This window comes from Halobellus captivus (assembly GCF_003697845.1).
Classification (GTDB): domain Archaea; phylum Halobacteriota; class Halobacteria; order Halobacteriales; family Haloferacaceae; genus Halorubrum; species Halorubrum glutamatedens.
In genome coordinates this window covers 48,155-71,152 of record NZ_RDQE01000004.1, presented here as the reverse complement: position 1 = coordinate 71,152, position 22,998 = coordinate 48,155, and the positions used below count along the sequence as shown (strand labels likewise).

Annotated in this window: 26 protein-coding genes; 14 read left to right on the top strand and 12 right to left on the bottom strand. The window is 68.5% G+C overall.

The features are described 5' to 3' along the window. Window positions 1-58: 58 nt before the first annotated feature. Together EAO78_RS05740 and EAO78_RS05735 are read right to left on the bottom strand one after the other, a co-directional pair. Window positions 59-685 (bottom strand): ferritin family protein, encoded by a 627-nt coding sequence (locus tag EAO78_RS05740; protein ID WP_122104897.1) that lies wholly within the window; start codon window positions 683-685, stop codon window positions 59-61. 112 nt (window positions 686-797) lie between these two features. Further along, the gene (locus tag EAO78_RS05735; RefSeq protein ID WP_122104896.1) at window positions 798-1,667 is read right to left on the bottom strand and encodes a sulfurtransferase; all 870 of its coding nucleotides are present in this window, start codon (window positions 1,665-1,667) and stop codon (window positions 798-800) included. 157 nt (window positions 1,668-1,824) lie between these two features. On the opposite strand from EAO78_RS05735, the gene EAO78_RS05730 reads away from it, so the two are divergent. The 3 genes from EAO78_RS05730 to ilvD all read left to right on the top strand — a co-directional run bounded on the left by EAO78_RS05730 (window position 1,825) and on the right by ilvD (window position 4,944). Beyond that, window positions 1,825-2,670, top strand: a complete 846-nt coding sequence (locus EAO78_RS05730) for a sulfurtransferase (protein ID WP_122104895.1) — start codon at window positions 1,825-1,827, stop codon at window positions 2,668-2,670. Between the two features lie 96 nt (window positions 2,671-2,766). After that, window positions 2,767-3,084 (top strand): RPA12/RPB9/RPC11 RNA polymerase family protein, encoded by a 318-nt coding sequence (locus EAO78_RS05725; protein WP_122104894.1) that lies wholly within the window; start codon window positions 2,767-2,769, stop codon window positions 3,082-3,084. A 66-nt stretch (window positions 3,085-3,150) separates the two neighbouring features. After that, complete coding sequence (ilvD, locus tag EAO78_RS05720) at window positions 3,151-4,944, top strand: dihydroxy-acid dehydratase (RefSeq protein WP_122104893.1); 1,794 nt, start codon at window positions 3,151-3,153, stop codon at window positions 4,942-4,944. 124 nt (window positions 4,945-5,068) lie between these two features. On the opposite strand, the gene EAO78_RS05715 is transcribed toward ilvD, so the two are convergent. Together EAO78_RS05715 and EAO78_RS05710 are read right to left on the bottom strand one after the other, a co-directional pair. Then, on the bottom strand, window positions 5,069-5,335 hold the full coding sequence (locus tag EAO78_RS05715; protein WP_122104892.1) for a hypothetical protein: 267 nt from the start codon (window positions 5,333-5,335) through the stop codon (window positions 5,069-5,071). Between the two features lie 146 nt (window positions 5,336-5,481). Continuing rightward, on the bottom strand, window positions 5,482-5,856 hold the full coding sequence (locus EAO78_RS05710) for a winged helix-turn-helix transcriptional regulator (protein ID WP_122104891.1): 375 nt from the start codon (window positions 5,854-5,856) through the stop codon (window positions 5,482-5,484). A gap of 69 nt (window positions 5,857-5,925) precedes the next feature. On the opposite strand from EAO78_RS05710, the gene EAO78_RS05705 reads away from it, so the two are divergent. The 3 genes from EAO78_RS05705 (at window position 5,926) to EAO78_RS18590 (ending at window position 7,188) form a co-directional block, all read left to right on the top strand. Continuing rightward, the gene (locus tag EAO78_RS05705) at window positions 5,926-6,375 is read left to right on the top strand and encodes a DoxX family protein (RefSeq protein WP_122104890.1); all 450 of its coding nucleotides are present in this window, start codon (window positions 5,926-5,928) and stop codon (window positions 6,373-6,375) included. Window positions 6,376-6,493: 118 nt separating this feature from the next. Continuing rightward, entirely contained in the window at window positions 6,494-6,976 is a 483-nt protein-coding gene (locus EAO78_RS05700; RefSeq protein WP_122104889.1) for a VOC family protein, read from the top strand. Between the two features lie 89 nt (window positions 6,977-7,065). Next, a complete protein-coding gene (locus EAO78_RS18590) occupies window positions 7,066-7,188 on the top strand; it encodes a hypothetical protein (RefSeq protein ID WP_275263145.1) in 123 nt (40 codons plus the stop codon). Here the strand turns inward: EAO78_RS18590 and EAO78_RS05695 are convergent, their stop codons facing one another. After that, window positions 7,189-8,217 carry a hypothetical protein gene (locus EAO78_RS05695; protein ID WP_238987634.1) on the bottom strand — a complete coding sequence of 343 codons (1,029 nt, stop codon included), beginning with the start codon at window positions 8,215-8,217 and terminating at the stop codon, window positions 7,189-7,191. It abuts the gene before it with no gap. A gap of 101 nt (window positions 8,218-8,318) precedes the next feature. Between EAO78_RS05695 and EAO78_RS05690 the strand changes: the two genes are divergently transcribed. The 4 genes from EAO78_RS05690 to EAO78_RS05675 all read left to right on the top strand — a co-directional run bounded on the left by EAO78_RS05690 (window position 8,319) and on the right by EAO78_RS05675 (window position 13,656). Next, the gene (locus EAO78_RS05690) at window positions 8,319-9,383 is read left to right on the top strand and encodes a succinylglutamate desuccinylase/aspartoacylase family protein (RefSeq protein ID WP_122104888.1); all 1,065 of its coding nucleotides are present in this window, start codon (window positions 8,319-8,321) and stop codon (window positions 9,381-9,383) included. Between the two features lie 103 nt (window positions 9,384-9,486). Then, entirely contained in the window at window positions 9,487-10,533 is a 1,047-nt protein-coding gene (locus EAO78_RS05685; RefSeq protein ID WP_122104887.1) for an ABC transporter ATP-binding protein, read from the top strand. Then, a complete protein-coding gene (locus tag EAO78_RS05680; protein ID WP_122104886.1) occupies window positions 10,530-12,617 on the top strand; it encodes an ABC transporter permease in 2,088 nt (695 codons plus the stop codon). The genes EAO78_RS05685 and EAO78_RS05680 overlap by 4 nt, the downstream gene beginning before the upstream one ends. Then, window positions 12,610-13,656 (top strand): ABC transporter permease, encoded by a 1,047-nt coding sequence (locus EAO78_RS05675; RefSeq protein ID WP_122104885.1) that lies wholly within the window; start codon window positions 12,610-12,612, stop codon window positions 13,654-13,656. The genes EAO78_RS05680 and EAO78_RS05675 overlap by 8 nt, the downstream gene beginning before the upstream one ends. Before the next feature lie 247 nt (window positions 13,657-13,903). Here the strand turns inward: EAO78_RS05675 and EAO78_RS05670 are convergent, their stop codons facing one another. Next, window positions 13,904-14,728, bottom strand: a complete 825-nt coding sequence (locus EAO78_RS05670; RefSeq protein WP_122104884.1) for a DUF2797 domain-containing protein — start codon at window positions 14,726-14,728, stop codon at window positions 13,904-13,906. Between the two features lie 60 nt (window positions 14,729-14,788). Then, window positions 14,789-16,645 (bottom strand): 2-succinyl-5-enolpyruvyl-6-hydroxy-3-cyclohexene-1-carboxylic-acid synthase, encoded by a 1,857-nt coding sequence (gene menD / locus EAO78_RS05665; RefSeq protein WP_122104883.1) that lies wholly within the window; start codon window positions 16,643-16,645, stop codon window positions 14,789-14,791. 145 nt (window positions 16,646-16,790) lie between these two features. On the opposite strand from menD, the gene EAO78_RS05660 reads away from it, so the two are divergent. Next, window positions 16,791-17,447: a nucleotide exchange factor GrpE gene (locus tag EAO78_RS05660; protein ID WP_122104882.1), complete on the top strand. Its 657-nt coding sequence runs from the start codon at window positions 16,791-16,793 to the stop codon at window positions 17,445-17,447. Between the two features lie 66 nt (window positions 17,448-17,513). Here the strand turns inward: EAO78_RS05660 and surE are convergent, their stop codons facing one another. Further along, complete coding sequence (gene surE / locus EAO78_RS05655; RefSeq protein ID WP_122104881.1) at window positions 17,514-18,299, bottom strand: 5'/3'-nucleotidase SurE; 786 nt, start codon at window positions 18,297-18,299, stop codon at window positions 17,514-17,516. Window positions 18,300-18,427: 128 nt separating this feature from the next. Between surE and EAO78_RS05650 the strand changes: the two genes are divergently transcribed. Then, a complete protein-coding gene (locus tag EAO78_RS05650) occupies window positions 18,428-18,751 on the top strand; it encodes a DUF5798 family protein (RefSeq protein ID WP_122104880.1) in 324 nt (107 codons plus the stop codon). Between the two features lie 11 nt (window positions 18,752-18,762). On the opposite strand, the gene EAO78_RS05645 is transcribed toward EAO78_RS05650, so the two are convergent. The 3 genes from EAO78_RS05645 to EAO78_RS05635 all read right to left on the bottom strand — a co-directional run bounded on the left by EAO78_RS05645 (window position 18,763) and on the right by EAO78_RS05635 (window position 20,213). Beyond that, window positions 18,763-19,377, bottom strand: coding sequence for an acyltransferase (locus tag EAO78_RS05645; RefSeq protein ID WP_238987633.1), 615 nt, complete (start codon window positions 19,375-19,377; stop codon window positions 18,763-18,765). 75 nt (window positions 19,378-19,452) lie between these two features. Then, window positions 19,453-19,773 carry a HalOD1 output domain-containing protein gene (locus EAO78_RS05640; RefSeq protein ID WP_122104878.1) on the bottom strand — a complete coding sequence of 107 codons (321 nt, stop codon included), beginning with the start codon at window positions 19,771-19,773 and terminating at the stop codon, window positions 19,453-19,455. Between the two features lie 101 nt (window positions 19,774-19,874). Beyond that, window positions 19,875-20,213 (bottom strand): helix-turn-helix domain-containing protein, encoded by a 339-nt coding sequence (locus tag EAO78_RS05635; RefSeq protein WP_122104877.1) that lies wholly within the window; start codon window positions 20,211-20,213, stop codon window positions 19,875-19,877. 267 nt (window positions 20,214-20,480) lie between these two features. Here EAO78_RS05635 and aglF point away from each other — a divergent pair, with 267 nt between their 5' ends. Further along, window positions 20,481-21,242, top strand: a complete 762-nt coding sequence (aglF, locus tag EAO78_RS05630; RefSeq protein ID WP_122105094.1) for a UTP--glucose-1-phosphate uridylyltransferase AglF — start codon at window positions 20,481-20,483, stop codon at window positions 21,240-21,242. A gap of 198 nt (window positions 21,243-21,440) precedes the next feature. Further along, window positions 21,441-21,674 (top strand): HalOD1 output domain-containing protein, encoded by a 234-nt coding sequence (locus tag EAO78_RS05625; protein WP_136516488.1) that lies wholly within the window; start codon window positions 21,441-21,443, stop codon window positions 21,672-21,674. 52 nt (window positions 21,675-21,726) lie between these two features. On the opposite strand, the gene EAO78_RS05620 is transcribed toward EAO78_RS05625, so the two are convergent. After that, window positions 21,727-22,764: a hypothetical protein gene (locus EAO78_RS05620; protein ID WP_238987632.1), complete on the bottom strand. Its 1,038-nt coding sequence runs from the start codon at window positions 22,762-22,764 to the stop codon at window positions 21,727-21,729. Window positions 22,765-22,998: the final 234 nt, after the last annotated feature.

The window sequence follows — 22,998 nt, the reverse complement described above, 5'->3', positions numbered from 1 at the left end:
AGGCGTGCTGATCCGCGCCAGCCGTTCTCCGCACCGTGCGACTCCCGCCGTTCCGAACCTAGCAGACCGGCTTCGGGTTGACGCCCATCGACTCGAGCCGCTCGGTGTACTCCTCGTAGGCCGCCTCGATCGCGCCGCTTGCGGCTTCTCGGGCGCGTTCCCACGCCGCCTCGTCGTCGCCACACTCGGCCGTGAGCAGGTCGGTCGCCCGCTCCAGTTGCGCGTCCAGATCGTCGCCCATCGACCGGAACAGGCCCGCGGTCTGCGGGTCCGCGTTGCCGACGAAGAAGCCCGTCACCTGCGTCTTCGACTTCTCGGCGGCGAGCGTCCGCCCGACGAAGCCGCCGAGCCGCTCGACGGCGTCGTCGAGCCCGCGGAGGTACGACTGGATCGCCGGCGTCTCGCCGGGATCGTGGTCGTCGAGTTCGCCGGCGACGATCTCGTAGTGTCCTCGCTCCTCCCGGGCCGTCTCCGCGAACGCCTCGGCGACCTCGCCCGTCTCCGTTTCCGCCCACGACTCGTACGTCTCGGCCGCGTGGTGTTCGGCGGTCGCCGCGGCGGCGAGCACCGCCTCCGGCTCCATCTCGCCCGCCGTGTCCGCGAACAGCGACTTCGACGAGCCGAGCCGCGAGAGGGCGGTCTCGTTGTCGTCGCGGACGGCCTCGATGAACTCCTCTGGAGTCATGCACATCGGTACCGTCCCCGGGTAGTTGTATGCGACGGTCGGCGTCGAAAGAACGGATTCGCGGTCGCTTCGCTCCCCGTTCGACGTTTCGAGACCGACTCCTTCACTTCGTTCAGTCGTCGACTTCGCCCTTCTCTATCGGTGCGCCGACCAGATTACCCCACTCGGTCCAGGAGCCGTCGTAGTTGACGGTGTCCTCGTACCCGAGCAGTTCGTGGAGCGCGAACCACGCGACCGAGGAGCGCTCGCCGATCCGGCAGTAGGCGACGGTCGTCTCGTCGCCGTCGATGTCGTACTCCGCGTAGATCTCCTGCAGCTCGTCGGCCGTCTTGAACGTCCCGTCGTCGTTCGTGACGACGGACCAGGAGACGTTCCGCGCGCCGGGGATGTGGCCGCCGCGCTGGGCGGTCTCGTTGAGTCCGGGCGGGGCGAGGACCTCGCCGCTGAACTCCTCGGGCGAGCGAACGTCCACGAGCGGAAGCCCGCGGTCGATCGCGTTCTCCACGTCCTCGCGGTACGCGCGGATGGACTCGCGCGGACCGGACGCCTCGTACTCCACCGCGGAGTACTCGGGGACCTCGTCGGTCGTCGGGTAGTCGTTCTCGAGCCAGTACTCGCGGCCGCCGTCGAGCAGCTTCACGTCGTCGTGACCGTAGTACTTGAACTGCCAATAGGTGTACGCCGCGAACCAGTTGGCGTTGTCGCCGTACAGCACGACCGTCGAGTCCTCGGTGACGCCGTGATCGCCGAGCAGCGCCTCGAAGTCCTCCTTCTCGAGGATGTCACGAGTGGTCTGGTCCTGGAGGTCGGTCTCCCAGTTGAAGCCGATCGCTCCGGGTGCGTGGCTCTCGTCGTACGCCTCGGTGTCGACGTCGACCTCCACCAGTCGGAGGTCGGAGTCGTCGCTCTCGAACTCGTCGAGTCGCTCCTCGACCCAGTCGGCCGAGACGAGCACGTCGTTCGCGTAATCGGAATCGCTCATTACGACTTCCCGTACGGGTCGACCCCCTATATCCCCCACCCTCACGGCACACTCGGCCGCTCCTCGCCGATCGCGGCAACATCTTCCCGTTGGACCCGAGCGCGGAAGCGATCGCCCGGAAGGGAGGGGTTAAACCGACGGCTCCGAACGACGAGACATGAACGACCGGATCGTTGACGTCGACTGGCTCGCCGAGCGGCTCGACGCCCCGAACGTCGCCGTGGTCGACGTCCGCGACGCCTGGGAGTACGAGGGTATCGGCCACGTCCCCGGGGCAGTGAACGTCCCGTTCGACACGTTCCGCGCCGAGGAACACGGGGCGGCCGAGGCCGGCATGTTACCCGGCGCGGACGTCTTCGCCGGTATCGCCGAGTCGGCCGGGATCGCCCCCGACGACGAGGTCGTCGCGTACGACGACACCCACGGCGTCTTCGCGGCGCGCTTCCTCGTCACCGCCGAGCTGTACGGCCACGACCCCGCGAGGCTCCACCTGCTCGACGGCGACTACTCGGTCTGGAACCGCTCGCAACCGACGACGACCGACGCGCCGGACGGAGCCGACGAGGAGCCCGACGACGCCCCCGACGACCCGTGTCCCGCCGAGTTCCGGACCGACGGTCCCCTCATCGACCGCGAGACGATGGCTGCCGCGGTCGACGACCCCGACGCGACGATCGTCGACACCCGCGAGGAGTGGGAGTACGAGGAGGGCCACATCCCCGGCGCGGTCCGGCTGGACTGGCGCGAGCTCGTCGACACCGACGCCCGAACGGTTCGGCCGGAGGCGGAGCTGCGGGAGCTGTTGGGAGCACGCGGGATCGACCCCGACGATCGCGTGGTCCTCTACTGTAACACCGCGCGCCGGATCAGCCACACCTACACCGTCCTCCGCGCGCTCGACTACCCGGAGATCGCCTTTTACGAGGGGAGCCTGACCGAATGGGAGCGGGAGGGCGGCGAGTTGGAGACCGGCGGCTCGGAGACGGACGGGAGCGACTCGTGAAGGGTTCTTCGAGTCTTCGATGTTTTTCCGGTTCCGAGACCCACGACGGGTCGGAGGTTAACACATTTATCCGGCACCCGTGTACTCCCACGTAGCATGCAATTCTGCGACGAGTGTGGTTCGATGATGCACACGGAGGGCGAGACGTGGGTGTGCCGCTCCTGTGAGAACGAGGAGCCGCGGGACCCGCAAGCGGAAGCGGCGATGGCGACCCGGGACGGACAGCGGGACGACGGGGCACCCGCCGTGGCCGACGCGACCCAAGGCTCCACGGAGACGATGCAGGAGCCCTGTCCGGCGGACGACTGCGACAGCGGTCAGGCCTACTACGCGATGATGCCGAAGCCGGGCGGCTCCTACGAGGTCCGGCTGTTCACCTGCGTCGAGTGCGGCCACAAGTGGCGCGGGTCCTGACGACTCGTTTCCGGACGGACTTGTTCGGGTGAGTTCGTTTAAGACCCCCGAGCGACACGGTCAACCATGAGCGAACAGCAGCCGCGGCCCGACGAGGAGGAACGCTCCCGCGGGCGCGAGGGCGATTCGGACCGATTCGCGGGCGAGAAGGACGAGGACCTCCGGAGCCGGGACGTGACGGAGGGTGCCGACCGGGCCCCCCATCGGTCGATGTTCCGCGCGATGGGGTTCGACGACGAGGACCTCTCCTCGCCGATCGTGGGGGTGCCGAACCCCGCGGCCGACATCACGCCGTGTAACGTCCACCTCGACGACGTGGCCGACGCCGCCCTCGACGGGATCGACGCCGCCGGCGGGATGCCCATCGAGTTCGGGACGGTCACCATCTCGGACGCCATCTCGATGGGGACGGAGGGAATGAAGGCGAGCCTGATCTCCCGGGAGGTGATAGCCGACTCCGTCGAGCTCGTCTCCTTCGGCGAGCGGATGGACGCGCTCGTGACGGTCGCGGGCTGTGACAAGAACCTGCCGGGGATGATGATGGCGGCGATCCGGACGGACCTCCCCAGCGTCTTCCTCTACGGCGGCTCGATCATGCCCGGCCAGCACGACGGTCGCGACGTGACGATCGTCCAGGTGTTCGAGGGCGTCGGCGCGTACGCCGAGGGCGACATGAGCGGCGAGGAGCTCGACGACCTCGAGCGACACGCCTGCCCCGGCGCGGGCTCGTGCGGCGGGATGTTCACCGCCAACACGATGGCGTCGATCTCGGAGGCGCTCGGGCTCGCGCCGCTCGGGTCCGCCTCCCCGCCCGCCGAGGACGAGGAGCGCTACGAGGTGGCCGCGGAGGCCGGCGAGCTCGTCATGGACTGCATCGAGAACGACCGCCGCCCCTCCGATATCCTCTCGCGGAAGTCCTTCGAGAACGCCATCGCGATCCAGACCGCGATGGGCGGGTCGACGAACGCGGTCCTCCACCTGCTCGCGCTCGCCGCGGAGGCCGACGTCGACCTCTCGATCGAGGACTTCGACGAGATCTCGAAGCGGACGCCGAAGATCGCGGACCTCCAGCCCGGCGGCTCGCGCGTGATGAACGACCTCCACGAGATCGGCGGCGTCCCGGTCGTGATCCGTCGCCTGCTGGAGGCCGACCTGATCCACGGCGACGCGATGACCGTGACCGGCCGCACGGTCGAGGAGGAACTCGAAGCGCTCGAGGAGGACGGCGAACTCCCCGACGACGACGAGATCGAGGCCGACTTCCTCTACTCCGTCGACGACCCCAAGGAGGCGGAGGGCGCGATCAAGATCCTGGACGGGAACCTCGCGCCCGACGGCGCAGTCCTCAAGGTGACCGGCGACGACGCCTTCTACCACGAGGGACCGGCGCGGATCTTCGAGAACGAGGAGGACGCCATGGAGTACGTCCAGTCCGGCGAGATCGAGTCCGGCGACGTCATCGTCATCCGGAACGAGGGGCCGACGGGCGGCCCCGGCATGCGCGAGATGCTCGGCGTGACCGCCGCCGTCGTCGGCGCGGGCCACGAGGAGGACGTGGCGCTGCTCACCGACGGTCGATTCTCGGGCGCGACGCGCGGCCCGATGATCGGCCACGTCGCCCCGGAGGCGGCGGTCGGCGGCCCGATCGGTTTCCTCGAGGACGGCGACCGGGTCACGGTCGACATCCCGAACCGCGACCTGACGGTCGACCTCTCCGAGGAGGAGCTCGAAGCGCGCGCGGAGGGCTGGGAGGCCCCGGAGCCTCCCTACGAGGGCGGGGTGCTCGCGAAGTACGGCCGCGATTTCTCCTCGGCGTCGATCGGCGCCGTGACGAATCCCCGACTCACACCCGACGAATAGGGACTCGCCGCGGAAACGCGTCGAGAAACGGATCTCGACCGCGGGTCCGGCGAAGCCGGAAAGGAGGAACGTCGGCGGTCAGTGACCGGATCTGACCGACCGATGTCGGCCCGTTCTCGACCGTTCAGCTCTCGAGTTTCTCGGCGTCGACGCCGCCGTCGGTCTCCGCGACGTGAACCGACTCGGCACACCAGACGTTGCTCCGGCGGCCCGCACGCGAGAGTTCCATCCGGACGACGGAGCCGGCCGGGAGGTCGGCGACGCGGTCGCGGGCGGTCCCGTCGGCGTAGTCGACGATGTGGTACGTCTCGTTGCGTGGATGTGCACGTACTGCGGCGTGATCGTGATCGTTCTGCTCGGAAACGACGGTGAACTTGTTGGACTTCGCCATCTTATCTCTGTATAAATGGAAACCCTACTTCAAGACTTCGTATAGTCACTCGGATGATGCGAGAGGTGTTAATAGGAATATAAGGGGATCGGACTGGGTGGAGACGCGATGGGGACAGGGTGGGGACGCGGTGGATCGGGGAGGGACTACGCGTTACACTCGGCGAGCCACTCGTGGGCCCACTCGTCGATCTCCTCGAAGACGGGCGCGAGCGACTCGCCCTTGTCGGTGAGACTGTAGTAGGTCGCGACGGGCGCGTCCTCCTCCATCCGGCGGTCGACGAACCCGGACTCCTGGAGGTCGTCGAGCACTCGCGAGAGGGTACGGGCGTTCGCGTCGGTCTCGCGTTTGAGTTCGTTGAACCGCCGCTCGCCGTTCCCTAGCTCGTAGAGGACGACGAGCCGCCACTGCGAGCCGATCTGCTCGATCGAGTCGACGATCGGGCAGGGCGTGTCGATCGTCTCGTCCTCGTGCTCCGCCGCCGACGTGGGGTCAGCCCCCGCGAGGTCCTGTGATGACATCGGTGTTACCTACTAACCCAATTGTCCGGGAAGCGATATATAGGTTACGTTCGTACACGTAGTTACACGATGATAGCTGAAATCACGACGCTACCGCTCCAGATCGACACGCCGTTCGCCGGCGAACTGTTCCTGCTCGGTCGTCTGCTGTTCGGCGCGACCCTCGCGTTCATGGGCCTCAACCACTTCATGGACGTCGACGCGATGGCCGGCTACGCCGAGTTCAAGGGCCTGCCGGCCCCGCGCTTCTCGGTGATCGCCTCCGGGCTCCTGTTAGTGCTCGGCGGGCTCGGCATCGCGACCGGGGTGTATCCCGTCGTCGCCGCCGGCGGCCTCGCCGTCTTCCTCCTCGTTTCCGCCGTGACGATGCACGACTTCTGGTCGGTGGACGACCCCGAGGAACGCCAGAACGAGATGACGGGTTTCCTGAAGAACCTCTACGGTGCCGGCGCGTCGCTCGCGCTGCTCGCCGTCGGCGGGACCGCGTGGCCGTACGCGCTCGAGATCGGCTTCTTCTAGGTCCGCTCGACTCGAACCGTTCCAGGTCAGTTCGCTTCGATCCGATCGATCGTCCCTTGGTTCGCGGATCCGATACCTTCCTGCCAACGCCTTTCACCGTGGACGTTCACGTTCGGCTATGGGAGACGCGCCACCGACCACCGGACTACACCACGTGACGAACATCTGTACCGACATGGACGAGACCGTCGCGTTCTACGAGGACGTCCTCGGCTGGCACACGGTCAAGCGGACCCAGAACTACGACGATCCGGGGACGCCCCACTACTACTTCTCGCCGACGCCGGAGGGAGAACCCGGCACGAACGTCACGTACTTCGAGTATCCCGACTCCAGGGGCAATCCCGGTCCCGGCGCGAGTCACCACTTCGCGTTCGGCGTCGAAGACGAGGAGACCCTCCGCGAGTGGCAGTCACACCTCCGCGAGCAGGACGTCAACGTGAGCGAGGTGAAGGACCGGACCTACTTCAAGAGCATCTACTTCAGCGACCCCGACGGACTCGTCTTCGAACTCGCGACCGGCGGCCCCGGGTTCACCCGAGACGAGGAGGAACCCGGCTCCGAGGAGATCGACCCCTTCGAACGAGGCTACGGAAACTGAGCCACCGCACGGAACCTTATACAATATTAGGTCTCGTTATCTACCCCGCCGAAGCGTTAATACGTGGATTCGCGCTATCCGGTCCCACGATGACTGACGCCGACCGCGACACGATGAAGGACGTCTCACACACCGCCCCGAACGACACCTCGGCGAGGGCCGTCTGGGAGCGAGGTCGAGGACCGGTCGAAGCGGAGGAAGAGGAGGAGTAGCTACCTCTCGCGGCGTTCCGCGTCTCCGCTCTCCGCGCCGTCCTTCCCGCCTCCGCTCTCTCCTCCGTTCTCCCCGCCTCCGCCCTCCTCACCTTCGTTTTCGTCGCTCGATCCAGGTGACTCCACCACGGATGTCTCCACCGGCGACGATTCCGCCGACGGTGCGCTTCCGAGCATCGCCCGGAGCGACGTCCACGCCTCCGTCCGGTCGGCTCCCTTCGAGAGCTGGACGCCCTCGAAGGACGCCGCCGAATGTCTCGTCTCCGGACCGAGGTGGCCCATGTGCGCGGCTAGCCAGGTGAACCAGCCGCCGACGACCGTCAGGGCGGCGAACGAGAGCCACGATGCCGCCGCCGAGAGCCCGGCCGCCCCGACCGCGACGCCGGCGACGACGTAGACGAAAGCGAGGAAGACCAGGAGGACGGTCACCGTCGCGAGCAGGTCGTTGACCGCGGTCACTCGGGCGTTGTAGTCGATCCACTCGGCGTAGCTGCGGAGCAGTCGCTCGTCGAATCCGGGGTCGCGGTCGCTCGTGTCGCCACCGGGACCCGCCCCTTCGGCCGCGATCACGGCGTCGACGTCGGCGATGTCCAACCCGCCGCGGAGGTCCGAGGCGGTGTACGTGACTGCCGCCAGTCCCGTGGAGACGAGGAGGAGGACCCCGCCGGCCAGCGTGAATGGGTTGAGGAACCCGCCGAGGTCGAACTCGGTCTGGACGACGATCGAGCCGCCGGTGACGACGATCCCGATGAGCACGAGGTTGGCCTTGAGGATCTCGATGGCCTTGGTGTCGATCTCGCGGAGCCGCTCGACCTGGTAGGTGAACGTCGTCCGCAGCTCCTCGCGGGCGGTGGCGGCGACTGCGGGGTCGATGTCTGCCGCGGGATCGCCATCGGTCTCGGGAACGTCATCAGTCTCGGGACCCGCTGCGGGGTCGGGAGCGACCGCGGGATCGGCCACGGGGTCGTCCTCGGTCACGGGATCGCGGTCGACCCCGGAACCCCCGGATTTCCCGTCTCCCTCGGTCATACGGCATCCGTTCTCGAAGGGGTACCGTAAGGGTACCGCCGATCGCTCGCCCGAGCAGTCATCGGCCGAGGGGTTTTACCGCCGTCGCGTGACGGGCCCGCATGAGCGAACCGTCTCGCGAACCGGAGCCGTTCCGCTACGACGCCGAGGTCGCGCCCGGGGAGAAACGACACGTTCGCTACGAGGTCGGCGAGAGCTACCTCGGCGACCCGATCCGGGTGCCGATCACCGTGATCAACGGGGAAGGGGGCGGCCCGAACGTCTTCTTCAGCGCCGGGATCCACGGCGACGAGCTCAACGGCGTCAAGGTCGTTCAGGAGGTCGCCGACCGGTACGACCCGAGCGAGCTTCACGGAACGCTGGTCTGTCTCCACGCGTGTAACGTCCCCGCGTTCGAGGCCCAACAGCGATACACGCCGATCTACGACCAGGACATGAACCGGTCGTTCCCCGGCCGGGCGGGATCGAACACGACGGAACGGATGGCCAACGAGATCTACCGCCGGTTCGTCGCCCCGTGTGACCTCGGGCTCGATTTCCACACGTCGACCCGGAATCGAACGACGATCTATCACGCCCGCGCCGACCTCGAGGACCCGGGCGTCGAGCGACTCGCCCGCGCGTTCGCGACCAACGTGGTCCTCTACGGCACGGGCGACGCGGGGTCGCTCCGGTCGGTCGCGACCGCGGACGGCATCCCGACCGTCACCGTCGAGATGGGACGCGCCCACCGGTTCCAGCCGGTCCTGATCGAGAAGGCGCTGGAGGGCGTCGAGAGCGTGCTCGCCGAGTACGGCGTGCTCCCGAACGAGCCGGTCCACTGGCCGGGGTGGTACGAGTCGACGGCCGCCGACACCACCAAACGCTGGATCCGGGCGGACACGGGCGGTCTCGTCGACATGGAGTGGGGGCCGTACCCGCTCGTCCACGAGGACGACCCGATCTGTACCGTGACGAACCACTTCAAGACCGAGGAGCGCGTCGTTCGCGCGCCCTTCGACGGACTGATCCTCGGCGCGCTCGAGAACCCGGTCGCCGCACCGGGTCACCCGCTGTGTCACCTCCTAGAGTTGGACCGCGAGACGAAACGCGAGATCGAACGGGAGATCGACCGCGGCGAGTTCGACGGCTACCGGGCACACGGCGACGCCTGGGCGGACGACTGATCGGACGACCGAGAGCAGTACCCGGTCGGAGAGCTGCCGGGACGTTCTCGCGGTTGATACCCGCGGGCGTGGGTTTAACCCGGCCCCCGCCGGACCCGAGCCCATGATAGAGGTCGCGGGCCTCGAGAAGACGTACGGCGACTTCTCGGCCGTCGTCGACAGCACCTTCGCGGTCGAGGAGGGCGAGGTGTTCGGGATCGTGGGTCCGAACGGCGCGGGCAAGACGACGACGCTGAAGACCCTCGCTGGGCTGATCGAGCCCACCGCCGGCGAGGCGCGCGTCGCGGGATACGACTCCACCGAGCCGGCGATGCGGCACCACCTCGGCTTTCTCCCCGAGGAGTCGCCGCTGTACGAGGAGATGACGGCGACCTCCTACCTCCGCTTCTTCGCCGACCTCTACGAAGTCCCTCGATCCGTCGCCGACGAGCGGATCGATCGAGCGCTCGACCGACTGGACCTCGACCACCGCGACCGCCGGCTCGGGGACGTCTCGAAGGGGATGAAACGGAAGGTCGCCATCGCGCGCTCGCTGGTGAACGACCCCGACGTGTTGGTGTACGACGAGCCCGCCTCCGGGCTCGACCCGGTGACGACGAACTCCGTCCTGGAGTTCACTCGCGAGTTGCGGGCGGCGGGCAAGACCGTCGTGTTCTCCGCGCACAACCTGTATCACGTCGAATCGGTCTGTGACCGCGTCGTCATCATGAACGAGGGACGGATCGTCGCCCGCGGCACCGTCGACGAGATCCGCGAGCGACACGGCGAGACGACGTACCACGTGTACACCGACGTGGAACCGGAGGCCGGCGCGAACGAAGCCGAAATCGACGTCGGTGACGCCGAGGCAGCCGACATCGGAACCGCCGAGGAGGTCGGCGACCGCTACCGCACGGTCGTCCCGTCGATGGACGCGGTCGATCGGGTGCGGACGGCGGCGTCCGACGCCGGCGGAACCGTCGTCGACATCCGCACCCGGGAACCGAGCCTCGAGGACGTGTTCCTCGACCTCGTGGGGCGACCGATGCCGGGGCGTCGGCGGGGAGGCGGGTCCGGTCCCGACGCGGACGGAGACACGTCCGAAGGCTGGAATCGCGACGGAGACCGTGAGAAACGGGCGGAGACGGCGACGAGCGAGGGAGCCGAGTGATCGACCGTACGAGCCGTCGGGCCCGGGAGGTCACCCGTCGATCCCGACGCGTTCTTCGGGTCGCCAGGTGGGAGGCATCGCGGGCGACGGGCGGCGTCGACCGACGCACGCTTCTGACCGCGCTCGCGCTCCTGGTCGTCGCGGGCGGCGTCCTCGGCGTGGGCGCGGCCACCGGTGCCGTCGGACTCGACGTGGACCGGGACGTCTATCGGGTGGGCGTCGATCCGGGCTCGCCGTACGCGGACGCGGTCGAGGCCGAACCCGCCCTGACCGCCGTGCCGGCCGAGGAGGCGACGCTCGGATCGACGGCGGACCTACTCGTTCGGGAGGTCCGAGCCGACGGCGGGAGCGAACCGGTCGGCGTGGTCGTTCGCGCGGTCGACACACGGAAGGGGGAGGCGGCCGCCGCGTCGTTCGAGGAGGCGGTCGAGGCCCACAACGAGCGGCTGATGGCGGCGGAGCCGAACGGGACCGCGGCCTTCCCGGTGACCGTCACGCTCCGGTACGTGAGCCGCGGCTCGACGCTCGACGACGGGGAAGCGTTCGGCGGGACCTCGGGGACTGACGACGGTGGAGACGGCGGCGGAACCGACGACACCGGATCCGACGGAGGCGATGACGGCGGCGGTGGTTCCTCGGACGCCGATACCGTGGACGGAAGCGGATCCGGTGATGGCGGGAGTGATGGGGATGACGGCGGCGGTGACGTCGCCGGCGATGGCAACGCTGACAGCGGTGACAGCGGCGGTAACACCGACGACGATGGCAACGACGGCTGGTGGCCCTTCGGCACCGATGACGGGTCGGGCGGACTCGCCGTCCCCTCGATCGGCGGCGGCGCGTTCGGCGCGGACTTGACCGGGTCTCCCGGGTCGATCACGCCGCCCTTCCCGTTCGCGTCGCTCGTGTTGGCGTTCGCGTTCCTCGTGCCGATGAACTTCCTCACGCAGGCGTACGGCTCCTCGGTCCTCGACGAGCGGACCAACCGGCGGGGCGAGCCGCTCCTCGTCACGCCGCTGTCGCCGACGGAGATCGTCGCGGGCAAGACGCTCCCGTACGTCGCGGTCGCGGTCGCGGTCACCTCCCTGATCGCGCTCGTCGTCGGCGGCGGAGCGATCTCCGTGCTCGCGGTGTTGCCCATCGCGGCGACGTTCCTCGGCGCCACCTTCGTCGGCGCGGTGTTCGCGCGGTCGTTCAAGGAGCTCACCTTCGTCACGGTCGCGGTGAGCGTCCTCCTCACCTCCTACGCGTTCGTCCCGGCGATATTCACGAACGTGACGCCCGTCGCGTTGATCTCGCCGCTCACGCTCGTCGTCTTCGACCTCCAGAACGAGTCGGTGTCCGTCGGCGAGTTCCTGTTCGCGACGGGACCGACCGCGGCCACCGCGGCTCTCTGCTTCGGGCTCGGGCTCGGCGTGTACCGCGAGGAGGACCTGTTCACCCAGAAGCCGGTGACCCGCAAGTTCCTCGACGCCCTCGCGGTCCGGCTCTCGGCGGTCGGCGATGGCGTCCGCGAGTCGCCGCCGACGGGGATCGCGGCCCGGATCCCGGGGCGGGTTCGGGGGCTCGTCGCGGTCGCGTTCCTGGCCGCGTGTACGATCCCCTTCGTCTTCGTCGCGGAGCTGCTCGCGGTCGCGGTCCTCTTCGCGCTGCCCGTCACCGTCTCGATCCCCGTCCTGCTCGTCGTCATCGCGTTCGTCGAGGAGGTCGCCAAGAGCGTCCACCTCTACGCCGGGTTCGAGCGGGGCGTGTTCGCCCGGACCGACCGGGTCGCCGTCGCCGTCGGGCTCGCCTCCGGGACCGGCTTCTTCCTCGCGGAGAAGGCGACCGCCGTCGTCCAGGCGGTCGGGCTCACGGAGCTGTACGTCGGCCGGGCCGCCTTCGGCTCCGTCGCCGGCCTCTCCGACCTCCCGCCGCCCGTCCTCGTCGGGCTCTTCCTCGCACCGCTCGCGCTCCACGGGGTCACCGCGTCGCTGTCGGCGGTCGGCGCGAGCCGGGATCGGACGAAGTACGTCCTCGCGCTCGCGGCCGCGACGCTGCTTCACGCCGCGTACAACTTCGGGGTGGTGAGCCTCCATGGGTAGCCGACTCACCGTGGCACGGCGGGAGATCGCGGGGCTCCGCGCGGAGAAGACGATCCTGCTCGCGATCGCGATCCAGCTGTTCATCGCGGCGTTCTCCTCCTTTCTCGTCGTCGGGCTCGTCTCGATGTACGACCCCGGCGCGCTCGACGGCGCGGAGATCGAGGTGGCGGCCGCCGGCGACGCGGTCGAGGGGCTCGAACGTGCGGCCGCGGAGGTGCCCGGCGCGTCGGTGACGCGCTACGAGGACCCGTCCGCGGCCCGGGCCGCCTTCGACCGCAACGCCGCCGACGCCGTCGCGATGGCGACGCGCGACGACGGGGGCGGGATATCGGTGGCTGTGACCGCGCCCGACGCCACCGTCGAGACCACGGTGATCGTCGTCCAGCTACGGAATCTCCTCCGGGCCTACGAGCGAACCGAGCGCGTCGAGCGTGCAGACTCGCTGACCCGGTCCCCGCTTCCCCTGCCCGACTCGACCGGCACCAGCCCGTACTTCACGTTCACGTACACGGTGTTGATCCCGGTGTTGGTGTTCCTGCCCGTGTTCATCTCGGGGTCGCTCGTCGTCGACTCGATAACGGAGGAGGTCGATCGGGGGACGCTCGAGCTCCTGCGGGTCGCGCCCGTGACGATCGGCGAGATCGTCGACGGCAAGGCGCTCGCGGCGGTCGCGATCGCGCCCGGACAGGCCCTGCTCTGGCTGGTACTGCTCGAACTCAACGGAACGCCCGTCGCCAACGTCCCGACGATCCTCGCGTTGATGACCGCGCTGACGACGCTGGTCGTCGGGGTCGCCGCGGCGATCGCGGCCGCCGCGCCCGACCGTCGGGCCGCGCAGTTCCTCTACTCGGTCGCCGTCCTCGTGCTCTTCGGCGGCGCGACCGCGGTGGCGGGCGGCCCGACGAACGCGGTCGCGCGGCTCGCGATCGACAGCGCCGACCCGGCGACGACGCTGACGGTCGTCGTCTACGCCGCCCTCGCCGCCGTCGCGTACCTTGCCGTCCGGCGGTTCATAACCGTCAACGGGATCGGGACGTGACGGTCACGTCGTCGCTCTCGATGTCGTCGCTCGCTCGCCAAGGTGCCCGCTTCGAGCGCATCTCGCACGGTCGGCGCGCCTCCGAGCGCCCCGACGGGGCGCGAGGAGCCCGCGAGGGAGGTGGCGGGCCGGCGCGGCCGTGCCCGCGCCGGCGCGTCCGCCGAGGCTGGGGAGGAATGAGGCGCGGTGCCGGCCGGAGCGACGTTCGAGATTCGGACCGTACCACACCCCTGCCACACCTGCTCACCTACCCGCCGAACGCTCCCAGGCTCGACTGCAGGTCGCGGTCGGGCACCTCCTCGGTCAGTTCGTGGCCGACCAGCTCGCGGGCGTCGACCGCGTACGTCGACCCGTTCCGGTCGAGCACCAGTACCCGTCCCTTCCAGCCCCGAACCGTCCCGGCCGCCATCGTCTCCGCGACCGGCCGGTCGGTCAGGTCGAGCCCGTAGTCGAAGTCGAACCGCTCGATCGGCTCGAAGCGGTCGACCAGTTCCTCCCACGCCCCGGCGTCCACCTCCCGCCCGAACCCGTCGACCTTCGTCGGCACCCGAACGCGGTCGACGAGCCCCCCGCCGCTCGCGAGTTCGGCCTCGACCTCGCGGGCGACCCGGCCGTCGGGAAACGTTCGGACGTGAGCCGCACGGTCGGCCCCCTGCTCGCGGAGCCGCGTCCCGAGCCGCCACAGCCGGGTGACGCCCACCTTGAACGTGTCCGGTGCGAACGCCGCGAGGTACATCGCGTGCTCCTCGTGGCAGTCCATCTCGTCCTTGAGACACGTCCCCGTACAACGGGCGCACACCCAGACGTCCGAGTGGGCCTCGCAGTAGGGCGCGGCGTCGGCGTCGCAGGCGACGTGGCTCCCCTCGTGGACCGTCCCGGCACACCGCCGGTCGCCGAGCCCGAAGGAGAGCTCGCTGCCGGGGTCGGCCGCGACGTACTCGACCTCGCCGCCGTCGGCGACGTAGAACCCGCCGCCGACCGGGGCAGGACCGCCGCCGACCGCGTCGCTCCCGGTCGCCTCCCCGTCGTCCCCGTCACCGCTGGCACCCGTCTCGTATCCGACGACCTGCACGGTCGGAGTAGGCGGGTCGGCGACTAATAACGTTCGCACCGGGCGGACGGCGACGACTCGTCAGTCGTCCGCGGATCGTACGCGCTCCCCGTGAACCGCGCGCTCGACCGTCGCCGCCAATCGCTCGCGGGTCCGGTGGCTCGACTCGGCGTCGGTCCGCACCTCGATCAGGTGTGAGCCGTCCGCGTCGCGGGCGCGTCCGTAGGCCTCCGCGAGCGCGTCCGCCGGATCCGTCGTCTCGGATGCCGGCCGCGCGTCGATCCGGGCGTACTCGAGCCCGTGGAGGTCGGCGACCGGCTCGAAGGCGAGCCCGTGCGGGGTCTTGAACTCGCTCGTGAAGGGCGGGTCGAACGACTCGATCGGGAGCGCGTGGAAGATACCGCCGCCGTCGTTGTTGACGAGCACGACCGTGACATCGACGCCACACCGGTCGATCGCGAGCAGGCCGTTCGTGTCGTGATACAGCGCGAGGTCGCCGACGACGAGCGTGAGGTCGTCGGTCGTGGCCGAGCCCGCGCCGAGGGCGCTGGAGATGATACCGTCGATCCCGGAGACGCCGCGGTTACCGAGGGCCGTGAGGTTCGTCGTCGACGGCGGGACGAACCGGTCGAGGTCGCGGACGGGCATCGAGTTGGAGACGAAGAGCGTCGACGGGTCCGGGGACTCCTCGGCGACGACGCGGAGCACGTCGCCCTCGTGGAATCCGGTTTGTCCGGCACTGCTCCCGCCGACGTCCCGATCGCCGCGATGGTGCTCGCGGGTGACCCGGTCGGCCGTCTCCCACTGCTCGCGCCACTCGGGGTCGCCCCCGCCGCCGGAGACGAGCCGGGAGAGCCGGGCACAGAGCCGATTCGGTTCGGCGACGACGAGGTCGGTCGCGGCGAACTCCGCCTCGCGCCACCGCCCGGCGGGATCGACCGCGTACTGGTCCGCGCCGGTCCCGGCGAGGTACTTCCGCAGACGCTTCGAGGTGGGCGACGCGCCGAGCCGGAGGACGACCTCGGGGTCGGTCCAGTCGTCGGCCGACCCGTCGGCCGATCCGGCGCCCGCGACCGCCGTCGAGAGGTACGCGTCGTACGCGCCGATCACGGGCGCGACCCGGGTGTGACCGCCGAACCGGAGCCCCGAGAGCGGGTCGGCGAGCACGGGGTAGCCGGTGGCGTGTGAGAGCGCCGTCACCGCCTCGGGATCGAGTCCCGGCGGATCGGCGGGGCCGGCGACGATCAGCCCGCGGTCCGCGGAGAGTGCCTTCGCGAGTTCGCGAAGCGCCGTCTCCTCGGGCTCCGGCGAGCCGGGCGTCACGTCGACGTAGGGGCCGTCCCGACCGTTCGTCGCGCTCGGGTCGAGGCCGTCGGGCACGTCCCCCTCGACCGGCGTCGGTTCGAGCGGCTTCGCGAACGGGACGTTGAGGTGGACGGGGCCGGCGTCCGCGCCTTCCGCGGCCGCCACCGCGCGATCGACCGTCGTCCGGAGCGATCGGAGCGCGCGGTCGGCCGCCGCCGGCTCCGGCAGGTCCTTGTAGAGACGGACCGCGTCGCCGTACAGCTTCTCCTGGTCGGCGGTCTGGTTGGCCCCGGAGTCGCGGAGTTCTGGCGGGCGGTCCGCGGTGAGCGCGAGCAGCGGCACCCGGGCGTTGTCCGCCTCCATCACCGCGGGGTGGTAGTTGGCGGCGGCGGTGCCGGAGGTACAGATCAGCGGCGTCACGCGGCCGGTCCGACGGGCACGTCCGAGCGCGAAGTAGGCGGCCGAGCGCTCGTCGAGCTGGGAGAACAGGTGGAGGTCCTCGTGGCGCGCGGCGGCCATCGTCAGCGGCGTCGAGCGACTGCCGGGCGAGACGACGACGGCGTCCACGCCCGCGGCGACGAGCTCGCCCACGATCGCCCGCGCCCACAGCGTGTTCCGGTTCGGTGCGGTCATCGACGGCGATACGCCGTGGCGGGATAAGTAACCCGGCAGATCGTCTACGAGCGCGGGCGGGCACGATCGGTCGATCCGTGACACACGAACGCTCCTCCGATCGCGTTCTACAACGCTTATACACGCCCACGGCCTTCGATCGAACATGAGCGACGACGACGCCGTCGAGGTCGGATCGACGAGGGAACCCGACGCGACCGCCGAGGACGCCGAAGTCGCCGACGACGCGGCCGACGCGGATGCGGCCGCCCGAAACGGCGACGGGGGCACGGGGGACGCCGACTCGGACGAGCACGCGCTCGCCGATCGCGTCGCCGAGCACGACGAGGCGCTCGCCGAGGAGGTGGCCGACCTCGAGTCGGAACTCGACGAGCGCCGCGAGGAGGTCGACGAGTTGACGAGCAAGCTCGCGCGCGTCCGCGCCGACTTCAGCAACTACAAGCAACGGGCCAAACGCAAGCAGGAGGAGATCCGCGAGCGGGCGTCCGAATCGCTCGTCGAACGGATCGCGCCGGTTCGAAACGACCTCAAGCGGGCGCTCGAACAGGAGGCGGGCAGCGACATTCGTCCCGGCGTGGAGTCGACGCTCGAGAAGTTCGACGAGGTGCTCGCCGACGAGGGCGTCGAGCCGATCGAGCCGGAGCCGGGCGAGGAGGTGGACCCCGCGCGTCACCAGGTCATGCTCCGGGTCGACAGCGACCAGCCCGGCGGTACCGTCCACGAGGTGTACGAGCCCGGCTACGAGATGGGCGACCGCGTCATCAGCGAGGCGCAGGTGACCGTCAGCAACGGCGGCGAGTAACGATCGGCGACGAGTGACGCTCGAAACCGCGGCGAGCGACGCTCGATCCGGAGTTACCCTCCCGGGTCACTGGTCCCCGTACCGCTCCGCGAGCCCGTCGAGCGCGCCGTTCGACGCGACGCCGTGCGGAACCGTGAGCGGCGAGACCGACACCTCGCCGTCGACCACGGCTCGCCGGTCGGTGCCGACCGGGTCGGGAACGTCCGTCTCGGTCATTCGACCCCAGATCGGATCGTCGAAGGTGACGCCGCCGTTTCCGTCGTGTTCGGCGGTCATGCCGTACCAGTCCGAAGGATGCGTCACCCGCATGGGAGCGGAGTCGCCGGCGGCGATCGGCGCGTTCACGTTCAGATAGTCGATCTCCTCGAAGACTCCCGCCTCGAACGCGTTGTCGACGAGGTATCGCGTCGCGCGGGCGGCGTGTTCGAACTGGGCGGGCTCCAGGTCGGTCTTCCACCAGTCGTCGCCGCCGGGAACGTACATGGAGACCGCCACCGCGGGAACGCCGAAGAACGCGGCCTCGACGGCCGCCGAGACCGTCCCTGAACGTCCGAGGACGTACGATCCGAGGTTCGCGCCCTCGTTACAGCCGGCGAGGACCAGGTCGGCGTCGGGGACGAGCTCGTCCAATCCCGCGACGACGCAGTCGACCGGCGTGCCGTCGACCGCGTAGCCGAGCTCGTGGTCCGAGACCGTCACGTCGTCCGACAGCGTCCGGCCGACGGACGAGCGGTCGTCGGTCGGTGCCACCGTCACGACGTCGTACTCGTCGGCGAGCGCGTCGTGAACGGCTCGCAGGCCGACGGCGTCGATGCCGTCGTCGTTCGTCAACAGGATCCGGTCTGCGCTCACACCGATCCCTCGCCGGGTTCGGACAAAAGTCCACCGTCGTGCGGCGTGTCGTCGTCCGCGCCGACCCGACGACGCACGGTCCGGGACCAAACGGAAAAACACAGGTGTCGCGGGCGCGAGGGACCGATATGGGATTCGGCGACACGGCGAAAAAGATCCAGACGCTCGCCGACAAGGCGGAGCGCACGTACCAGAAGATCAACGAACTCCGGACCGAGGTCGAGGAGACGCAGACGACGGTTCTCGACACCTCTGAGCGCGTTCAGGCGCTCGAAAACGAGATGACGGAACAGCGGGCGGTCCTCGACGCCGTCGCCGAGGAGGTCGGCGTGGACCTCGACGCCGTGAGCACCGAGGCGCACATCGTCGAGGCGGAAGCCGAGAGCGACGGTTCCGGTGACGGGGTCGACGCGGACGGCGCCGACGGAGCTGACGGGACCGACGGGAACTGACCGGCCGCCCCTTACTCCTCCCCCGCCCCCTCGTCAGCAACGTCCGCCTCCTCGTCGGCGACTCGGGAGACGACTTCGGCGGGAACGCCCGCCACCGTCGTCCGTGGCGCGACGTCCTCCGTCACGAGCGAGTTGGCGGCGACGCGCGCCTCCTCGCCGACCGTGACCCCCGGGAGAACGACAGCGCCCGCCCCGATCATCGCGCGGTCCTCGATCACCACGTCGCCGAGCCGGTACTCGTCCTGGAGGAACTCGTGGCACAACAGCGTGGCGTCGTAACCGACGATCGCGTCGTTCCCGACGGTGATCCGCTCGGGCCAGAACACGTCAGGCGTCGACTCGAGTCCCCAGGAGACGCCCGCGCCGACCGTCACGCCGATCCACGAGAGGAGCCGGTTCTTGAGCCGGAGGCTCGGCGAGATCCGCGCGAGGACGATCACGACGTAGTTGCGCACGACGACGAGCGGCGACTTCGCCTCGGGCCAGGACCACAGCGAGTTCCGAACGCCGTCGGTCCGGTGGCGTTCGAGCCCGTCGGCACGCGTCCCGTACCTCCCGCTCGAACCCGTCCGGTTGTCCTCGTCGTTCGATCGGTCGCTCGCGGCGTCCGTGCTCTCGTCGCTCACGTCCGTCCGTTCGCGGGGCGGCATTAAAAGGGTCGCTGCCGGAGGGGTCGCCGTCGCGGTCGGCGCGTTCCGCCGCTATCCGTCCGGGGCGTTCGGCCCCACGAAGACGTCGCCGCTGCCGTGAACGCTGATCTGCCGCTCGACGAAGACGAACGACACGACCGTATCGTCCCCGATCGATTTCGGGCCGTCCGGTCGAAAGATCGTGTTCAACGAGTCGGTGTCGATGGCCTCGTACAGGGATCCGAACGTCGCCGGGTCGCGATCGACCGCGATCGAGACCGTCTCGATGACGGCTTCCGACGGGGTCGTCGACGACCAGTCGTACCGGGCGTGAACGACGCCCGTCGTCTCGGATCCGTCGTCGTTCGACGATCGGTTCGACTCGTCAGTCATGTCCTAGTCCGTCGGAGTTGGGCGTAGAGTTCATGTCGGTGGTCCGGTCTTGCTCCTCACGCGGTCGGATCATCGGTCCAACTGCCACGTGAAGATCGCTTTCAGTCCGACGACGAGACTGTTCGTCTCGCCAGTGCGGTTGCCAGGATCGAGACCCGGTGGTCCTGTTCGAACTTCCGAGTGGCGGTCTCCGCCGAGATCGCCCGGAACGTCCTGGGTGAGGAGTGTCGGACGTCGACCAGGCCATCGTCATGGAGTTCGTCGATCGCGTCGTGGACTCCGGTTCGAGGGACGTCCGAGACCTCGCTCACGTCCTTGGCCGTGCCGGTCCCGAGGCTCACCAGCGCGACGAACGTCCGGGCCGCGTACGCACTGAGGCCGAGGTGTTCGAGCTCCTCGACGGCTGCCGATCGAGGTGTATCGAGGGGGTCCGTGCTCATACTGTAGGAGCCTCCGTGCTGCGGAAACCCGGCCACGAAACGTGGCCAGGCCCGGCACACGTCGGGTTGTGGTTGGGACACAAGTTCCGAGGCACGTGCCGGGATCGGAGGGACGGCGTACATCGTGATAGTAGTTTTGTGATTAATCGAGTGAACGTTCGGCGTCTCCACGGCCTCTGGATCCGTCCGGACGGGAGCGACGAAGTCGCCACGGCGAACGGCGGTAACGAGCGTATAACAAACCCTCCATCGGTCCACGGACGGACGATGCAAGCCGTCGTACTCGCGGCCGGCGAGGGGACCCGTCTCCGACCGCTCACCGAGGAGAAGCCGAAGGGTCTCGTCGAGGTCGACGGACGACCCATCCTCACACACTGCTTCGAACGGCTCGCCGCGCTCGATGCCGAGGAGCTCATCGTCGTGGTCGGTTACCGGGCGGACGACGTCATCGAACACTACGGCGATGAGTTCCGGGGGATCCCGATCACGTACACGACACAGGAGGAGCGACTCGGTCTGGCGCACGCGCTCAACACGGTCGAAGCGCGGATCGACGGGGAGTTCATGTTGATGCTCGGGGACAACGTGTTCGAGGCGAACCTCGAGGACGTCGTCAGCCGACAGCGCGAGGGTCGCGTCGACGCCGCGTTCCTCGTCGAGGAAGTCCCGTACGAGGAGGCGTCCAGATACGGGGTGTGCGTCACGAACGAGTACGGCGAGATAACTGACGTGATCGAGAAGCCGGACGATCCCCCCTCGAACCTCGTCATGACCGGGTTCTACACGTTCACGCCCGCGATATTCCATGCAACTCGGCTCGTCGAGCCGTCCGATCGGGGCGAGTACGAACTCTCCGACGCGATCGACCTGCTCATCGAGTCGGGACGGACCATCGACGCCATCGGACTGGACGGCTGGCGGATCGACGTCGGCTATCCCGAGGACCGCGAGGAGGCGGAGCGTCGCTTCGCCGAGACGCACGAGAACTCGACGTCCGCCGGAACGACGGAGGGTCCGGGGGACGATTGAGCGGTGGGGATCGATCGGCCGACGTGTCCGGACCTGCTCGCCCGTCGGTCCGCGGAACGGAGGGTTCATTCACCCTACATTTCCGCGGCGGATATACAGATTTAACACCTCGGATCGCGAATCCAATCCAAGAGTCGAATGGAGCATACGTCGATAAACACGGACGGTCAACGGGAGAACTCGAGCGGTCACACGACGGTGTTCGAGCGCGCGGAGGACACGTCCGTCTGTGTCGCGATCGTCGAGGCCGTCTCGACGGTGACCGGCACGGAGCCAACGCGGCTCGATCCGCTGTACGGCGTGGTCGATACCGACGCGCTCGAACGGCTCGTCGAGAGCGGCGGGACCGACACCGAGATCACGTTCTCCTTCGAGGGGTGCCGAATCACGGTCTTCGGGGACGGCGGCGTGGTCGTCACCGATCCGAACTAGCGGTCGCCACGAGTCCCGTCCGCAGCGGGGACGTAGACCCGGCGGAAGCGGTTCACTTGTTGCCCTCGCTCGCGAGGTGATGGTTCATGACCGTGCGGATGCCGTCGACGACGGCCTCCCCGTCGACGCTACGGATCTCGGCCGCCCGCTTTCGAACGGTTCGGTTCCGGATCTCCCACTCACGGATGAACTCCGATTCGATCCCGTTCGATTCGATCCGATCGACCAGCTCCGCGACGGTCTCTTCGTCGGGATCGTCCATCTCCTCCGGCGAGATCACGCCGCGGCGAAGCGCGCAGACGACGACGCCCGAACTGACGTCCCCCTCCGAGAGTTCCCGTTCCCACGTCGTGATCCAGTTGCCGATCCGGGCCATCTGCTGGATCTCACAGAGGAGGCTCCGGAGCACGCCGAACTCCTCGCGGTCGAACGACGGGGAGTACATGAGATCGAGACACGCGTAGGGGAACACCGTCATGTTGTAGGCGTCGTACCGTTCGGCCTCGGTTCGGTTCGCCATCGACACGTTGTGGTTCAGGAGCCGGGAGTACTCCATCGCGTTACACGTCTGGCGGAGGTCGTACTCGAAGACGTCCACGAACTCGGCGTACCGTGGGGCGTCCTCGATCGTCGTCTCGATCTCGCTCCAGAGGTCGGCGAGGAAATCGAGGACGTCGTGATCGACGTCCGATCGCGTCGCCCCGTGGTCGCCGTCGGACTCCGCCGACCCGTCCGCGCCCGTCGTCGATCGAAACGGGATCCGCCGTCCGACCTCGAACGTCGCCCGCTCGTCGCTCACCTCCGCGAGGTCGTCGAGCACCGTGACGTATATCGTCAGTAGCGTCTTCAGTTCGTACACGTCACTCCTCGCGTCGTCGTCGATCGACGAGAGCGTGAACTCGTCGAAGAGGTTATGGATCCATTTCCAGAGGAACACGTCCCGTTCACCGAGGATCCGATCGTATCGACTCGCGAACGTCCGTACCGTCGGTGGAAGGTCGACGGCGTCGATGGTCCGTCTGTACCCGTCCCGACCCCACGTCCCGTTGGACACTCGTGTCGTGATGTCTCCCTGACTCTCGTGTACCATACCCGTTAACACTTCCATAACTGACTTAATTGTTTTGTTCTAATTTCAATAGATTAATTAAAGCAAGATCTCGTGACTTTCATAATATTTCTAGTAAAATATAGAATATACGGGAAATTCTCTAAAACCGCTTAATAAGGCCCAAACAAGACTTTTACAGAATAAGTATATTTTATCATATATTTATTGCTGCTCGTAGTCCTTCCTATCAGTCGTATATATAATTTTGTGAGT

Excerpts from the sequence above, each read along its gene's own strand:
- aglF (WP_122105094.1), top strand. The coding sequence starts at position 20,481 with ATGCAAGCCGTCGTACTCGCGGCCGGCGAGGGGACCCGTCTCCGACCG.
- EAO78_RS05715 (WP_122104892.1), bottom strand. The coding sequence starts at position 5,335 with ATGGCGAAGTCCAACAAGTTCACCGTCGTTTCCGAGCAGAACGATCAC.
- EAO78_RS18590 (WP_275263145.1), top strand. The coding sequence starts at position 7,066 with ATGACTGACGCCGACCGCGACACGATGAAGGACGTCTCACACACCGCC.
- EAO78_RS05650 (WP_122104880.1), top strand. The coding sequence starts at position 18,428 with ATGGGATTCGGCGACACGGCGAAAAAGATCCAGACGCTCGCCGACAAG.
- EAO78_RS05700 (WP_122104889.1), top strand. The coding sequence starts at position 6,494 with ATGGGAGACGCGCCACCGACCACCGGACTACACCACGTGACGAACATC.
- EAO78_RS05705 (WP_122104890.1), top strand. The coding sequence starts at position 5,926 with ATGATAGCTGAAATCACGACGCTACCGCTCCAGATCGACACGCCGTTC.
- menD (WP_122104883.1), bottom strand. The coding sequence starts at position 16,645 with ATGACCGCACCGAACCGGAACACGCTGTGGGCGCGGGCGATCGTGGGC.
- EAO78_RS05675 (WP_122104885.1), top strand. The coding sequence starts at position 12,610 with ATGGGTAGCCGACTCACCGTGGCACGGCGGGAGATCGCGGGGCTCCGC.
- EAO78_RS05735 (WP_122104896.1), bottom strand. The coding sequence starts at position 1,667 with ATGAGCGATTCCGATTACGCGAACGACGTGCTCGTCTCGGCCGACTGG.
- EAO78_RS05730 (WP_122104895.1), top strand. The coding sequence starts at position 1,825 with ATGAACGACCGGATCGTTGACGTCGACTGGCTCGCCGAGCGGCTCGAC.
- EAO78_RS05695 (WP_238987634.1), bottom strand. The coding sequence starts at position 8,217 with ATGACCGAGGGAGACGGGAAATCCGGGGGTTCCGGGGTCGACCGCGAT.
- EAO78_RS05685 (WP_122104887.1), top strand. The coding sequence starts at position 9,487 with ATGATAGAGGTCGCGGGCCTCGAGAAGACGTACGGCGACTTCTCGGCC.
- EAO78_RS05640 (WP_122104878.1), bottom strand. The coding sequence starts at position 19,773 with ATGACTGACGAGTCGAACCGATCGTCGAACGACGACGGATCCGAGACG.
- EAO78_RS05710 (WP_122104891.1), bottom strand. The coding sequence starts at position 5,856 with ATGTCATCACAGGACCTCGCGGGGGCTGACCCCACGTCGGCGGCGGAG.
- EAO78_RS05740 (WP_122104897.1), bottom strand. The coding sequence starts at position 685 with ATGACTCCAGAGGAGTTCATCGAGGCCGTCCGCGACGACAACGAGACC.
- ilvD (WP_122104893.1), top strand. The coding sequence starts at position 3,151 with ATGAGCGAACAGCAGCCGCGGCCCGACGAGGAGGAACGCTCCCGCGGG.
- EAO78_RS05690 (WP_122104888.1), top strand. The coding sequence starts at position 8,319 with ATGAGCGAACCGTCTCGCGAACCGGAGCCGTTCCGCTACGACGCCGAG.
- EAO78_RS05725 (WP_122104894.1), top strand. The coding sequence starts at position 2,767 with ATGCAATTCTGCGACGAGTGTGGTTCGATGATGCACACGGAGGGCGAG.
- EAO78_RS05660 (WP_122104882.1), top strand. The coding sequence starts at position 16,791 with ATGAGCGACGACGACGCCGTCGAGGTCGGATCGACGAGGGAACCCGAC.
- EAO78_RS05620 (WP_238987632.1), bottom strand. The coding sequence starts at position 22,764 with ATGGTACACGAGAGTCAGGGAGACATCACGACACGAGTGTCCAACGGG.
- EAO78_RS05635 (WP_122104877.1), bottom strand. The coding sequence starts at position 20,213 with ATGAGCACGGACCCCCTCGATACACCTCGATCGGCAGCCGTCGAGGAG.